The organism is Leptospira meyeri (assembly GCF_004368965.1).
GTDB classification, from domain to species: Bacteria; Spirochaetota; Leptospiria; order Leptospirales; family Leptospiraceae; genus Leptospira_A; species Leptospira_A meyeri.
On record NZ_SORO01000001.1, the window covers coordinates 149,561 to 163,768 of the forward strand.

Below are 14,208 nucleotides of genomic sequence, written 5' to 3' on the forward strand. Positions count from 1 at the left end.
AACATCTTTCATTTTTCGCACACAACCATAGCGGAAATACTTCAAAGGGAAGACTTTGAATCGATTGAAGAAATTATGAATTCGTTGTCTGCCAGAAACGTAATGGATTTTCAATTAGATGGGCTGAGTTTTGGAAGGTATTCATTATATAATCATTTCCTTCAGCATAAAAAAATTGAATTTGTTATCGATGAAGATTCATGGGATGCAGTTCGATTGCACTTGATTACTTGCCTTCGGTCTTATTTTGCTGGCAAACGACTCATCGAGAGTTATAAACCTGATGTTGTATTCTTTTATAGCTCAGGTTATTCTGTAAATTTAGTTGTACGTTTGTACGCAGAGGCGAAGCAAATCCCATGTTATTCTGTTTTTGCCGGTTCCAATTGGTCAAATCGCCTTAAAACCATTCATATCGCAAAAAAGAATTCGTTTACCCATTTTTATGAAAGAGATGAACTGTGGAAAAAAAAATTTAGATTTCTTCCTGCCACTAAAGAATCTCTAAATAATGTGAAAAGTTTTCTTCATTTCATTTTAAAAGGTCAGAGTTCTTTTTTATATGGTGGGAAACCTTCCAGGAAGACTGCTAAAGAAATCAGGGATTTATTTCAAATTCCAGAAACCGCAAAAATAACATTACTTGCAACAAGCAGCTATGATGAATTAAAATCTGCTCAATTAGTTGACGAATTACCGTTAGAAAAATCAGCAATATTTGCCAATCAAATAGAGTGGATCAAGGAAACTGTTGAGTTCTATAAGGAAAAGACAGATTGTTTTTTGATAATACGAATTCATCCGCGCGAACTCCCAAATCAAAGAGATCAAGTGTTATCAAAACATTATATCGAACTAAAAAGAATATTTGATAACTTGCCCAAAAATGTTAAAGTGAATCTTCCAAGCGATCATCTTTCTTTTTATGATTTATTAGAGCATATTGATTTCGGTTTAATTTCCTGGTCATCAGCTGGAAGAGATATGGCTGTATGGGGAATACCATTTATATCGTATCTTGATGATTATTCTTTTTATCCAAGAAGTGATCTCGGCAGTGTTGCTAAAAGTAAAGCTGAATATTTTGTACAAATTGACAAATTGATCTCAGATGACGGTTGGTCCTTTGACCGTATTATCAAAACCTTTCGATGGTTAGGTTTTGAAATGTATGATACTGTATTTGATATGAGTGATATCATTGATGATAGGCTGGTATTACTTGAAAGTTTTTTTTGGAGAAATTTGAGACGTGTTTTGAGGCGACTAAAATTGGATCATTTTCTAAAGCCACAACTAAGGGTTGCGAAGCAAGGAAAACTGATGTTCGAGCGAGTAGTTAGCGGTAGACCTACTGAAGAAATATTGGAAGTGGATAGGATGCGGTTGTCACCAGAGAAAGAATTAGATGAAGTGAAGGAAATTTTGAATTCAATATGCGAAGTTCAGTTCGGTGAAAATTGGAAAGAAAATTTATCTAGTAAGTTAAGAAATAATATTTTTGGGTATATTAAGTAATGAGGATGAAGGCATGAAATTGATAAAATTAATAATCGTAAAATCGTTTCGTTTGATCGGAATCGACTGGTTCTTTATTAAGGACATTTTAAATGTGATAAGAGGATTTCGTGTTGTTAATCGTGAGATGAGGACTCCTCTGGAATCATTTCATAGTATGATCAACCTGTTTTGTCGAACAAGAGGTCGTTCTAATCAAATAATCCACAAAATTGTTAGTTTGTTTAGTTCTAAGGTTAAGTTAGACAGTATTGACGGGATCGTACCGATTAAGTCCAAATTGGATTTGAAGAAAGTTGTCAAGCAGTTGGACGAAAAAGGATATGTAGTGTTTGAGAATGTTCTAACAGAAGAGGTGTGTGACTATTTATATAAATTCGGAACGACTACCGAGAGTAGTGCGCGCCCTCTGTATTCTGGTAGGGGACAGGTAGCAAAGAACACCATTATCGATTTTAATAATTTAATTGCAATTCACTATGATTTTAACGAGGAAACATTAATTAATGATCCGGTAATCCAGTCTTTGATGGCTGATAAGTCTTTGATTGCAATAGCACAGGAATATTTGAATTGTACTCCAATATCTAATGTTACAGGAATGTGGTGGCAAACAGATTTTGAAAAAACACCAAATGATGAGGCTGCGACAATGTGGCATTTTGATATGGACCACGTTCGATGGATTAAATATTTTTTCTATATTACGGATGTGAATACAAACAGCGGACCACATTGTTTTGTTGAGGGAACCCATAAACCTGGAAAAATTCCGAAAAAACTATTAAAGAGAGGATATGCTCGTATTACCGATGAGGAAATTGCGGAAGCATATCCCGAGAACATGGTAAAGGAATTTATTGGTAAAAGAGGAACTTTAATAATTGAAGATACAATTGGTTTACACAAAGGAAAACATGTTGTGGATGGCTCTAGATTGTTGTTTCAATTAACTTTCAGTGATCATTTATTTGGAGGAAATTACCCTGAGAGGAAGTTTAGGAAATTTACAGATTCGAAAGTAAAAGAATTTATTTTTAAAAACCCGAAAATATTTAGAAAATATTTAGAAACTTCAGTTAATCAATGATTCGTAAGATTAGAAGTTACTTTATTCACCGTATCATAAAGATTCTTAATCGGCTTTTGAACGATAGATTCGAGCAGATTTCGAATCGTTATCATTTGGTTTGTGAAGGAACTTTTTACTCTTCAAATGGTTGTTCGATTGGTGTCGGATCGAATTTAATTATACCAAATGGCACTGAGTTATTACTAGGTGAAGGTGTCTATATTGGTCGTAACGTGGAAATTGGACCTGGTAATCGAATTGAAATAGGCGATTATACATCTATCCAAGATCGAACTACCATACTTGGAGATGTATCCATTGGTCGTTATTGTACATTTGCAGCAAACATCAGTATTAGTTCAGGGAATCATTATTTTGATAAATTCCCTGAGTTGAATATTAAAGATCAGGATCGTAGAGTTTTGAAGGATCCTGAGCTTAGAAACCAACATAGTAAACCAGTGGTAATTGAAGATGATTGTTGGTTAGGTGCAAACGTGTTTGTGATGAATGGCTTAAAAATTGGGAAGGGATGCGTTATCGGAGCCAACGCTGTGATAACAAAGGATGTTTTACCTTATTCTGTTGTTGCAGGCGTTCCTGGAAAAAAAATTAGAAATAGAATAAATTTTATTCCACCTACTTCACTAGACTATAACCGAAGTATTGATTTACCTTATTTTTACTCCGGTTTTTTAGTTTCTGATGCAGAAAGAGAACGTTATCACGAATTGAATGGTCTTGGCACAAAAAAACAATTCTCAATTGCATTAAAACACGATTCTGGGGACGTAGTTGTAGTTCGTTGTAAGAAAATTGTATCTGAAAAAGTTTGGTTGAGATATAATGATTCGAAACAAGAGTTATCTGATGAATTTACGGATCTAAGTTTTCGATTGGATAGTGAAGAATCTATCATTCATTTTTCTCTTGCGATTGATCCAAATCAGAATCTGGATAAATCTTTGTCTTTGATTGTAGTTGGATCATGTTCTATCAAAAAACAATGATCCTTTAAAGATCATATTTTGATTTTTCATCATTACTCTCTAACAGCGAATTTGTTCGAATAAGGTTGCAAATAAAAATGAATAGCATTAATACTCCTGAGCTTGTCGAAGATTGGGACTTGATTTTAGAACCACGTAGAAAGTGGTATTCCTTGCGTTTAGGTGAAATCATTCGATATAGAGATTTACTTTTTCTATTCGTGAGAAGAGATATAGTTTCTGTATATAAACAAACAATCCTTGGCCCCATATGGTTTTTTATTCAACCAGTTTTAACCTCTTTAACTTTTGCAGTAATATTTGGAGTGGTAGCAGGAATTGCTACTGATGGTATTCCAAATTTTCTATTTTATTTAAGTGGAATTACAATTTGGAATTACTTTGCTGATACTTTAGTGAAAACTTCTGATACTTTTGTGGTCAATGCTGCAATATTTGGAAAAGTTTATTTTCCTCGCTTAATCGTTCCAATATCAATTGCTATTTCAAATTTGGTTAAATTTTTTCTGCAGTTTGTTTTGTTATTAGGGGTGATGTTGTTTTATAGCTTTTTAGGGACAGAGATAAAGATAAGTTTTTACTACCTTTTAATCCCTTTTTTGATTTTTTTGATGGGTATTATTGGTTTAGGATTTGGTATTATTATTTCATCCTTAACAACAAAGTATCGGGATTTGAAATTTTTGGTTAATTTTGGTGTACAACTCTTGATGTATTGTTCACCGATCGTTTTTCCTCTTTCGATCGTAACTAATAATTTTCCGAAGATGAAATTAATTTTATTATTAAATCCAGTTACAAGTTTGATCGAGGCTTTTCGTTTTATCCTTCTCGGAGTTGGTGTTTTTGATTGGGTCTATCTCGGAATCAGTTTGGGATTTACCATCGTTTTAGTTTTTCTTTCAATAATCATTTTCAATCGAGTTGAGAGATCATTTATCGATACTGTTTAGAGTCAGTGTTGAGTTTTAGGAAACAAAATTCATGAGTGATGTAGTTTTACGAATAGATAATATCTCAAAACAATATAGATTGGGTCAAATAAGCACAGGTTCTTTGGCTCATGATTTAAACCGATGGTGGAAACTTCTCCGAGGGAAAGAAGATCCTTATTTGCAAGTAGGGCAAGTTAATGACCGAAGTGTTGCTAGTGATAGTGAATACGTATGGTCGTTAAAAAATGTTAGTTTTGATGTAAAACGTGGAGATGTTGTTGGCATTATCGGTAAGAATGGTGCTGGAAAATCGACTCTTTTGAAAATACTATCCCAGGTTACTTCGCCTACACAGGGCAGTGTTAAAATTAAAGGCCGTGTTGCTGCATTGTTAGAAGTTGGAACTGGATTTCATCCTGACCTTACAGGTCGCGAGAATGTTTTTCTGAATGGGGCTATACTTGGAATGACCTCGGCAGAGATTAAAAGTAAATTTGATGAAATCATAAACTTTAGCGGAGTTGAAAAATACATCGATACTCCTGTTAAAAGATATTCTTCTGGAATGATGGTTCGCTTAGGATTTGCAGTTGCAGCACATTTGGAGCCGGAGATTTTGATTGTAGATGAAGTGTTGGCTGTCGGTGATGCTGAGTTTCAAAAGAAATGTTTAGGTAAAATCCAAAATGTTTCGAGTGAAGGAAGAACAGTTCTTTTTGTTAGTCACAATATGCAAGCACTTCAAGCAATTTGTAAACGAGGCATTTTGCTAAAACATGGAATGGTCGAAGAAAATAGTGATATTGATGTTTGCATTCAAAAATACACTGGTCTCTTTCAAGAAGCAAATTTAGAAAATTTAGCAATTAATGATCGATTGGGTCGCACGAATAGCAATGGAAATGCTTTGTTTACGAGTGTGAGTCCTCGAACGGGAAACCAACATTCTTGGAGCTTTGATTCAAAAGATGATGTTTATTTAGATTTTACTTTAAATATTCGAGAACATTGTGATGGACTATCATTTTATTTTGCATTAATCGAACCTCTGGCAATGAGTGTGATTACAAATTATAAAACACGTATGACAGAACATTCTCCAAAGGTTGGGGAGCCATTCCATTTTTCCTTAAAAATTCCTAAAAATTCTCTTCGTGTTGGACAATATTTAATGTACATTGCCATTGGAGATAAGGATCTAAGGAAATGGTATGACGTCATTGATAATAACATAAATTTACCAGCGCTTAGTATCACTTCTTCCGAACTGGATCCACATCACAATATGGGTTTAGTGAGTCTGCCATTTGAATTGAAGATAGAAAAATAATTAGTCTATTCTGCTAAAGGTGTTAATTTGTTTTTAATTAAAAGAATAGTAAATAAACTTCAAAGTAAAAACTACTTTCGTTCTTATTCCCAAGAAGGAGAGGATATGGTTCTCCGCGATCTTTTTGGAGATAAAAGAGATGGTCATTTTGTGGACATTGGAGCTTATGATCCGTTTCGATTTTCCAATACAAATTATTTTTATGAATTGGGTTGGACTGGTATCAACATTGAGCCGTCCCCAGATGGGTTTCGACAATTTGAAATACATAGAAAACAAGATATAAATTTGAATATTGGAATTGGTTTAGTAGAATCTGAATTAGTTTATTATCGATTTGAAGAAGCTGCTTTGAATACCTTCGATGCCGAAAGAGTTAAGTTCTTAGAAGAAACCACGAATTATAAATCAAAAGATAGCGTAAAGGTTAAGGTAAGACCACTTGCAAGTGTTTTGCAGGAGTTCTCTTTGGATAAAAAGATCGATTTTATGAATATTGATGTGGAATGGAATGAAATTTCGGTTTTGAAATCCGGGGATTGGAAGAAGTTTAGACCGAAAGTAATATTAATAGAAATTCTAAATTTTGAGCTTGAGACAATTGCTAAAAATCCAATCCATCTTTTATTAAATGAAATCGGGTATTCATTTTATTGTAAAACTCCTCGCACTTGTTTTTATTTAGATAAAAACTTCTCTATTTAAAAAGGCCTTCCTAATTCATTTTGCCAAAATCTTAACCAATGAAATACGCTCCTATCATAATATTTGTATATAACAGGCCTGACCATACGAAACGTGTGATTAATTCTTTGATTGCGAATGAAGAAGCTTCTGAATCGGATTTAATTATATACTCTGATTTTGCGAAAGCAGAAACTCATTTAGCGAAAGTCAATGAAGTTAGATCCTATTTAAAAGAAGTTAGAGGTTTTAAATCAGTTCGAATTGTTGAAAGAACAGAAAATTATGGCCTTGCTAAATCAATCATAAGTGGCGTTTCTGAGGTAATTGAACAGTCTGGATCTGTTATTGTTTTAGAAGACGATATCCTCGTAAGTCCGTATTTTTTACGGTTTATGAATTCTGGATTAGAAAAGTATAAAGAGGAAGAAAAGGTCGCAAGTATTCATGGATACAGTTACCCAATGGATACAATTGGGTTAGATGATACTTACTTTATAAGAGGGGCTGATTGTTGGGGATGGGCTACCTGGCGAAGGGCTTGGCAATATTTTGAACCTGATGGTAAAAAATTGCGGGATCAATTAATTAGAGAAGATTTAGTAGCACGTTTTGATTACGACCATACGTATCCATTTTTCCAGATGCTGAATGATCAAATTTTAGGTCGTAATAATAGTTGGGCAATCCGCTGGCACGCTTCGGTTTTTTTAAAGAATAAACTTACTTTGTATCCGAAAGAAAGTTTAATTTTAAATATTGGATTAGATAATTCTGGTACACACTGCGATGATAATGATTATTTGAGCAAAGAATTTTCGTTAAAATGTAATCATGAGTTCCCTAAGGTTATAGAGGAAAATTTTGAAGCAAGAAATCGGATGGTTAACTATTTTCGATCCATTTCTAAACAGCAAAATCCATCTCTGTATTCCCGTTTTTCTAGAATCGCTGCTCGTTTACTTGGATTCGCTAAGAGAATTCTAAAAAGAGTTTTTGGATTTCTGAGGAATAAAGAGAGAAAGGTTGAAATTACTTTTACTGGCAATTATGCAACTTGGGACGAAGCATCGACAATTTGTTCAGGTTACGATTCAGATATAATCATCAATAAAGTAAAGGATTCTTTACGATTAGTTCGAGATGGAAAAGCCATTTATGAACGTGATTCGGTTATTTTTGATAACATCGAATATTCGCAGCCACTTTTAGCAGGATTATTATTTGCATCAGCCTTGAATGGTGGGAAGCTGAAGGTTTTAGATTTTGGCGGATCACTTGGTAGTAGTTATTTTCAGAACCGGAAATTTTTATCTGAATTGCCTTTGGTAGAGTGGAGTATCGTTGAACAAGAGAAGATGGTCTCCATCGGAAAGTTAGAGTTCGAAAATAAAGAACTCCGCTTTTTTCATACGATAGATGAGGCAGTAAAGAATCGGCAGCCAGAAACAGTAATTTTGTCGAGCGTTTTGCCATACATCAAAAATCCTTATGAAGTATTAGCGTTAATCAAAAGTTTTAATTTTGAAACAATCATTGTTGATCGAACTCCTTTTTTTATAAAAGATCTACCTGATCGCATTACGATTGAGACTGTCCCTCCAGAAATTTACATTGCAAAGTATCCTGCTTGGTTTTTTAATTATAAAACTTTTTTGGATTTTTTATCAGATAAATATGAATTGGTGGAATCCTTTGAATCAAATGACCACTATTCTTTGGTCGACGCTGAAATTATCTATCGAGCATTGATATTTAAGAGAAAAATATGAATAGAGACTTCTTACCGAATTTTAAATACATCTTCTTGAATCCGTTCTTTATTACGAGACGGTTCCTTTTTTTGAACATCCAGAAATTAAGTGTCCATATAAAAAAGGGGAAGTTACTTGATATAGGATGTGGCACAAAGCCGTATCAGAAATTTTTTCAAGAAGCCGAATATGTAGGAATGGATTATGCACATGGAATTAATTCGGCAAATCCAGTTGCTGATGTTTTCTATGATGGAAAGAATTTTCCATTTAAGGCAAATACCTTTGATTATTTTTTAGCAACAGAAGTTCTGGAACACGTTTTTAATCCAGATGAGTTCATTCTTGAAATCAAACGAGTCCTTAAAAAAGGAGGAATAGGCATTGTTACTGTTCCATTTGTTTGGGATGAACATGAAGTTCCATATGATTTTGCAAGATATTCGTCGTTTGGTGTTAAGGCATTATTGGAGCGAAATGGTTTTCAAATTCTAGAACAACATAAAACGGGAAACTTTGTTTTAACTCTTGGGCAAATGTTTTGTACTTATTTATATTATTATTTTTCCAGGAAGCGCTCAATCTATAGATTAAGTTTGCCTTTGGTGTTTGCTCCGATTCAGTTAATGACAATCTTTTTGTCTAAACTGCTTCCATCTAACAATGGATTTTACTTAGACAATATTCTTTTGGTGAAGAAAAAATAAACTTTGTTATGGATGAACTCATTGTAAAGAACTCAGGTTATGTTCGGCTGAAGCAGTTTGTTGATCAAAGAGAGGGGAGTCTAACTGTTGCCGAATCTAATCGAGACATTCCTTTCGAGATCAAGAGGACGTATTATATCATTCAAAAAAATGCTTCTGATGTCACTCGCGGAAATCACGCACATAAAGAAACAGTTCAGGTAATTTTTTGCCTAAGTGGCAGCTTTGTTTTACATCTAGACGATGGGAAAAATACACAAAAAATTTTGATGAATGAAAGTAATCTTGGTGTCATACTAGGAAAAGAGTTGTGGCATTCCATGGAATCAATTTCCTCCGATTGCATTATGTTGGTATATGCTTCTGACTATTTTGATGAAGATGATTATCTCCGTAAGTACGATGAATTTTTGAAATACATTGCTGAAGAAAGAAATGATTGAATATGAAAATTTAAAACTCTTAAATGCTCCTTTCCAGGAGGAGATTGATGAAGCTGTGTTACGTGTTTCACAGAGTGGTTGGTTTATACTTGGAAATGAATTGGAAAAGTTCGAGGCAGAGTTTGCAGCTTTTAATGGTAACAAGTATTGTATCGGCGTTGCCTCTGGATTAGATGCTTTGATATTAAGTCTTAAATATTATAATTTCCCAGAGGGGATGGAGGTAATTGTTCCCTCTAATACTTATATTGCGACTATTTTATCTATCATACAAAACGGACTAAAGCCTGTTTTAGTGGAACCTTCGATTGATACTTATAATATTGATCCTGTAAAAATAAAAGAAAAGATAACTAGGGATACTTGTGCAGTGATGGTGGTACATCTTTATGGTCGGCCCTGTGATATGGAGCCGATTGTAGAAATTTGTAACGTGAATAATCTAGTTTTAATTGAAGATTGTGCGCAAGCACATGGTGCAAAATATAACCAAAAGAATGTTGGTACATTTGGTCATGTAAATGCTTTTAGTTTTTATCCCACAAAGAACTTAGGAGCATTTGGAGATGCAGGTGCTGTTGTAACGGATGATCCGGATATCGCTGATAAAATACGAAAACTCCGAAACTATGGTTCTTCGGTAAAATACTATAATGAATTTGTCGGAATGAATTCACGACTTGATGAAATACAAGCAGCTATTCTTTCGGTAAAGTTAAAATATCTTTCCAAAATCAATCAGCATAAAAAAGAACTTTTCCAGGTTTACGAAACTGGTTTAGCGAACAGGTTTATCAAACCACTACCTGATGATCATAAAATCTATCAGGTCCACCATATTTATCCAATTAGGTCTTTTCATCGCGAAAAGTTGAAAAGTTATCTGTTGGATAACGGAATCAAAACAGAAATTCACTATCCAGTGCCACCTCATAAACAGAGAGCTTTAAATGATTATAAAATAGGCGATTGGGGCAGGGTAGTTGGTTCTTATCCAATTGCAGAAGAAATTCATGAAACGGAACTAAGTTTGCCAATTTCTTTTATTCATTCAAAACCTGAAATAGAACGAGTTGTTGAAGTTTTAAATAGGTGGCAAAACTAATTAATGTCTATTAATTATTATTGTACATTATTTGATTCGAACTATTTACTTCGTGGAGTTTCAATGCTTCAATCCTTGGCTGAAAAGGATCCTTCAGCAAAGGTTTTTGTGTTTCCTTTTGACAATGAATGTTATGGATCTCTCCAAAAATTGAATTTAGATTTTGTTCAATTGATTTCTTTAGCAGAATTTGAGTCCCCCGAGTTACTTCGCGTAAAAAATGAAAGAACAAAAGGAGAATACTGCTGGACCTGCACTCCTTGGATCATTCGTTTTTGTATTGATCAGTTTCGGTTAGAGCATTGCACATATGTCGATGCAGATCTATTCTTTTTCTCTAATCCTCAAGTTTTATTGGATGAGGCAAAGAATTCTTCTGTACTCATCACTGAGCATCGTTACTCTCCTGAATATGATCAGTCTGCTACGGCAGGAATCTATTGTGTTCAGTTCGTTTTCTTTCGAAATGACGCCGATGGGATTCGGATATTACATTGGTGGGCGGACCGATGTCTTGAATGGTGTTATTCTCGTTTTGAAGATGGAAAGTTTGGAGACCAGAAATATTTAGACCATTGGGCTACGGAATTCAATCGAGTCCACATATTAAAACATCTTGGAGGTGGCGTTGCACCTTGGAATGTTCAGCAGTATGAATTTGTTTCGGATAACCATGAAATTATTTTGAAAGAGAAAAGATCAATTCAGCTATTTTCGGTCATATTTTATCATTTTCATGACGTTAAAATTGTTGAGAATCGACTTAGATTTTTTTCAAATTTTTACACTATCCATGAAGATATTTATTCATCTATCTATAATAAATATTCGGAATTTCTAAATAAGAATTTTCACCAACTTCAAACTAGACAGATTCAATCGGAGACTGTTAATCCAATTCTAAAAGATCTTGCTAATTCTTTAAATAACTATAAAGCAATTAAGTCTGGTTCCATTTCCGAAACTTATATATATATAACAAGGAATGGAGATGAAAGTTTGCAGACAATGCATAAGTTCCATTTTCCTTGCTCCACTGAATTTCAAGATTTTTCTTTTTCAGTTTCGTTAAATGAATATAGCAAAGACGGTAAAAATATTTCCGGCATTACCATAGTTCCTTCCAGAGGTAATTCCATAGAATTTTTTCTTCAATCTGTTTTTATCATTGGTTTGAGTTCAAATAATGAAAAAGTTGAATTCTATTTAGATGAAAGAAAGATAAAGAAATTAACAAAAGGAAATTGGCAGAAAAGGAAAGGAAGTTTATTTTCTTTTTATTCTGCCAATGGATTCCTTAATTTGCCAGTAAGTTTGAGGGCAATTATGAATATACAATTTAATGGCCGTTGGAGACTGATAAGTCAGATCGAATCCGCTATCGAAATTTCGAAGTTAAGTTTTTCAAAGCGAATTCTAAAGAGATTAGGATTGTAGGTTTTCATGATTCTATTTGATTTTCAAACTTTTTTAAATCAAAAATATGGTGGGATTTCTCGTTTGTTTGTCGAAGTAATGGATTATCTCGGCAAACATGATAGTGAGTTTGAATTGCCACTGATATCCTCAGAAAATGTAAATTTAATCGGAAAGGATTTCTATAAGCCAAAGTCTAACATAAAGTATGCTTTAGATGTGCCTGAAATTGAAACTTGGCTTTCGGGAAAAAGTTTTTCAGGAAAAACAATTCTTTATTCATTATATAAGTCATACAAGAATCTCAAAAATAAGTTGGTTTTCAGGTTTTTATATAGGAGAAATCAGAAACTAATTACTAACAAACTGTTGGATCAAAAATTAAAAGTTTTTCATCCAACGTATTTTGATAATTACTATTTAGATCAAATTTCGAAAGGTCCGAATAGGTTTGTCATCACAATTTTTGATCTGATACACGAACGTTTTCCCGGCTATTATAAGCCGGATGATATAGCTTTGCGAAACCGAAAGTCGCTTTGTTATGCGGCTGATAGAATCATCGCAATTTCGAAATCAACTAAAAATGATTTAATTGAGTTTTATGGTATTCCAAATGATAAAATAGATGTCATTCATTTAGCTTCCAATTTGCATTTGGCTTCTGATTTAGAATCTAATTTGATTTGGAAAAATTATATCTTATTTGTTGGAGAAAGGGGTGGCTATAAAAATTTCAATAACTTTGTGAATGGCATTTTTCCCATTGTTCAAAAATATAAGATAAATCTAATTTTTGCTGGTGGCGGTAAATTTACTCATGAAGAAAAGGAAACTCTTAAAAAAGCCAATATCTTGGGAAAATCACTCCAGGTTCCTTTTAGGTCTGATTCGGAAATAAAACAACTTTACCAAAATGCTTTGGTATTTGTATTTCCTTCTTTGTATGAAGGATTTGGAATCCCGCTCCTTGAATCAATGTCACTTGGTTGTCCAGTCGCTTGTAGTAATACTAGTTCATTTCCTGAGGTAGTTGGTGACGCTGCGGTAACCTTTGATCCTTGGTATCCAGAATCGATTAGTGATTCTGTCGATCGATTATTCAATTCCGAATCGTTGCGACGAAAAATGATTGCTAAAGGTATAGAACGATCGAAACAATTTTCTTGGGAAAAAACTGGTGAAGAACATCTGAAAATCTATAAACAATTATTGGCATCTTCTTTTGAATCCAAATAACATACCTATTATAACAATTGTTACTCCATCTTTTAATCAAGGAGCTTTTATTTCTGAAACATTAAATTCTGTAATAGAACAAGAAGGTCCATTTTATATAGATTTTATCGTTATGGATGGTCTTTCCTCTGATAACACGGTAGAAATTCTTGAAAAATTTGAAAAAAAAATAAAGGGACACCCCTTGGCGATTCAAATTTCTGACAAAACATTCTACTCAGTTGGAGCAAACGAAGGTGTTTCTTTTTCCTGGAAATCGGAAAGAGATTTTGGTCAGACTGATGCCTTAAACAAAGCTATCCGTTTGATTCTAAAAGAAAGCCAATACTTTAATTGGTTATGCAGTGATGATAAATATAGAACAAAGAATTCTTTAGCATCTTTATTGATGAGATCATTACCAAAGAGTGTTGTGTATGGAAAATCTATCTATGTGGATGAACTTGGTAAAGATTTGAAAGAATATGAAACGGTTCAAGTCACTGAGGAAAATATATTCGAAAATTTCGGAATCGCTCAACCATCGGCATTAGTTTGTTTTAATTCTACTGAAGACCTGGTTTTGGATCTTAAGTATTCATCTATTATGGATCTTTTTCTCTGGGTTAGTTTGTTCCAATTAGGTTATCAGTTTTACTATGTTGACGATCTACTAGTTTCTGATTATAGAATCCATACAAATAGTAAAACATCTTCCTGGCGATTGAAAACATATTCTGAGATTATGTCTTTGATACAGTTCACTGGAAAACAGATATCACAGAAGTTGGTGGGTTCAATGTACCATGAGTGTATTCGTGGTGGAAATGGTAAATTAGGATTAACTATACGATTCCTAAACTCTCGTTACTTAGATGCAATATTGATCAGAGTTTTAAAAATATGTTTCAACCGTTTTAAGTTAAATCTAAGTTTTTTGCTCTCGACTCCAAAAACAAATTGGAATCCATAAGTTTTTTATCATCTCAAATTATTTTCTTCTACTTAGATTGGAC

At 33.7% G+C, this 14,208-nt stretch carries 12 protein-coding genes and 2 pseudogenes; all 14 read left to right on the top strand.

Features of this window, described 5'->3' with window-relative positions; translation table 11 throughout:
* Positions 1-102 precede the first annotated feature (102 nt).
* The gene (locus CLV96_RS00695; protein ID WP_243836371.1) at positions 103-1,518 is read left to right on the top strand and encodes a capsular biosynthesis protein; all 1,416 of its coding nucleotides are present in this window, start codon (positions 103-105) and stop codon (positions 1,516-1,518) included.
* 157 nt (positions 1,519-1,675) lie between these two features.
* Positions 1,676-2,608, top strand: coding sequence for a phytanoyl-CoA dioxygenase family protein (locus CLV96_RS00700; protein WP_243836372.1), 933 nt, complete (start codon positions 1,676-1,678; stop codon positions 2,606-2,608).
* The gene (locus CLV96_RS00705; protein WP_243836373.1) at positions 2,605-3,600 is read left to right on the top strand and encodes an acyltransferase; all 996 of its coding nucleotides are present in this window, start codon (positions 2,605-2,607) and stop codon (positions 3,598-3,600) included. Before CLV96_RS00700 ends, CLV96_RS00705 begins: the two co-directional genes overlap by 4 nt.
* A gap of 65 nt (positions 3,601-3,665) precedes the next feature.
* Positions 3,666-4,553 (top strand): ABC transporter permease, encoded by an 888-nt coding sequence (locus CLV96_RS00710; RefSeq protein WP_243836374.1) that lies wholly within the window; start codon positions 3,666-3,668, stop codon positions 4,551-4,553.
* 31 nt (positions 4,554-4,584) lie between these two features.
* Positions 4,585-5,865 carry an ABC transporter ATP-binding protein gene (locus CLV96_RS00715; protein WP_004783594.1) on the top strand — a complete coding sequence of 427 codons (1,281 nt, stop codon included), beginning with the start codon at positions 4,585-4,587 and terminating at the stop codon, positions 5,863-5,865.
* Positions 5,866-5,970: 105 nt separating this feature from the next.
* On the top strand, positions 5,971-6,570 hold the full coding sequence (locus CLV96_RS00720) for an FkbM family methyltransferase (protein ID WP_231292574.1): 600 nt from the start codon (positions 5,971-5,973) through the stop codon (positions 6,568-6,570).
* A 38-nt stretch (positions 6,571-6,608) separates the two neighbouring features.
* A pseudogene (locus CLV96_RS20120) lies at positions 6,609-7,544 on the top strand (glycosyltransferase family 2 protein); the annotation flags it as partial.
* A 51-nt stretch (positions 7,545-7,595) separates the two neighbouring features.
* Positions 7,596-8,321, top strand: a pseudogene (locus CLV96_RS20125) (methyltransferase, TIGR04325 family); the annotation flags it as partial.
* Positions 8,318-9,010: a class I SAM-dependent methyltransferase gene (locus CLV96_RS00730; RefSeq protein ID WP_035983640.1), complete on the top strand. Its 693-nt coding sequence runs from the start codon at positions 8,318-8,320 to the stop codon at positions 9,008-9,010. The pseudogene CLV96_RS20125 and the gene CLV96_RS00730, both read left to right, overlap by 4 nt.
* A gap of 8 nt (positions 9,011-9,018) precedes the next feature.
* On the top strand, positions 9,019-9,453 hold the full coding sequence (locus CLV96_RS00735; RefSeq protein WP_004783513.1) for a sugar 3,4-ketoisomerase: 435 nt from the start codon (positions 9,019-9,021) through the stop codon (positions 9,451-9,453).
* Positions 9,446-10,558, top strand: coding sequence for a DegT/DnrJ/EryC1/StrS family aminotransferase (locus tag CLV96_RS00740; RefSeq protein WP_004783642.1), 1,113 nt, complete (start codon positions 9,446-9,448; stop codon positions 10,556-10,558). Before CLV96_RS00735 ends, CLV96_RS00740 begins: the two co-directional genes overlap by 8 nt.
* A gap of 3 nt (positions 10,559-10,561) precedes the next feature.
* Positions 10,562-11,995, top strand: a complete 1,434-nt coding sequence (locus tag CLV96_RS00745) for a hypothetical protein (RefSeq protein ID WP_243836375.1) — start codon at positions 10,562-10,564, stop codon at positions 11,993-11,995.
* Between the two features lie 6 nt (positions 11,996-12,001).
* Positions 12,002-13,213, top strand: a complete 1,212-nt coding sequence (locus tag CLV96_RS00750) for a glycosyltransferase family 4 protein (protein ID WP_004783962.1) — start codon at positions 12,002-12,004, stop codon at positions 13,211-13,213.
* A complete protein-coding gene (locus tag CLV96_RS00755; RefSeq protein ID WP_081581521.1) occupies positions 13,200-14,165 on the top strand; it encodes a glycosyltransferase in 966 nt (321 codons plus the stop codon). The genes CLV96_RS00750 and CLV96_RS00755 overlap by 14 nt, the downstream gene beginning before the upstream one ends.
* Positions 14,166-14,208 lie beyond the last annotated feature (43 nt).

What these genes read in the sequence shown, in the direction of transcription:
- CLV96_RS00695 (WP_243836371.1), top strand. Translation starts at nt 103, where the DNA reads ATGGATTTTCAATTAGATGGGCTGAGTTTTGGAAGGTATTCATTATAT.
- CLV96_RS00700 (WP_243836372.1), top strand. Translation starts at nt 1,676, where the DNA reads ATGATCAACCTGTTTTGTCGAACAAGAGGTCGTTCTAATCAAATAATC.
- CLV96_RS00705 (WP_243836373.1), top strand. Translation starts at nt 2,605, where the DNA reads ATGATTCGTAAGATTAGAAGTTACTTTATTCACCGTATCATAAAGATT.
- CLV96_RS00715 (WP_004783594.1), top strand. Translation starts at nt 4,585, where the DNA reads ATGAGTGATGTAGTTTTACGAATAGATAATATCTCAAAACAATATAGA.
- CLV96_RS00720 (WP_231292574.1), top strand. Translation starts at nt 5,971, where the DNA reads ATGGTTCTCCGCGATCTTTTTGGAGATAAAAGAGATGGTCATTTTGTG.
- CLV96_RS00730 (WP_035983640.1), top strand. Translation starts at nt 8,318, where the DNA reads ATGAATAGAGACTTCTTACCGAATTTTAAATACATCTTCTTGAATCCG.
- CLV96_RS00735 (WP_004783513.1), top strand. Translation starts at nt 9,019, where the DNA reads ATGGATGAACTCATTGTAAAGAACTCAGGTTATGTTCGGCTGAAGCAG.
- CLV96_RS00740 (WP_004783642.1), top strand. Translation starts at nt 9,446, where the DNA reads ATGATTGAATATGAAAATTTAAAACTCTTAAATGCTCCTTTCCAGGAG.
- CLV96_RS00745 (WP_243836375.1), top strand. Translation starts at nt 10,562, where the DNA reads ATGTCTATTAATTATTATTGTACATTATTTGATTCGAACTATTTACTT.
- CLV96_RS00750 (WP_004783962.1), top strand. Translation starts at nt 12,002, where the DNA reads ATGATTCTATTTGATTTTCAAACTTTTTTAAATCAAAAATATGGTGGG.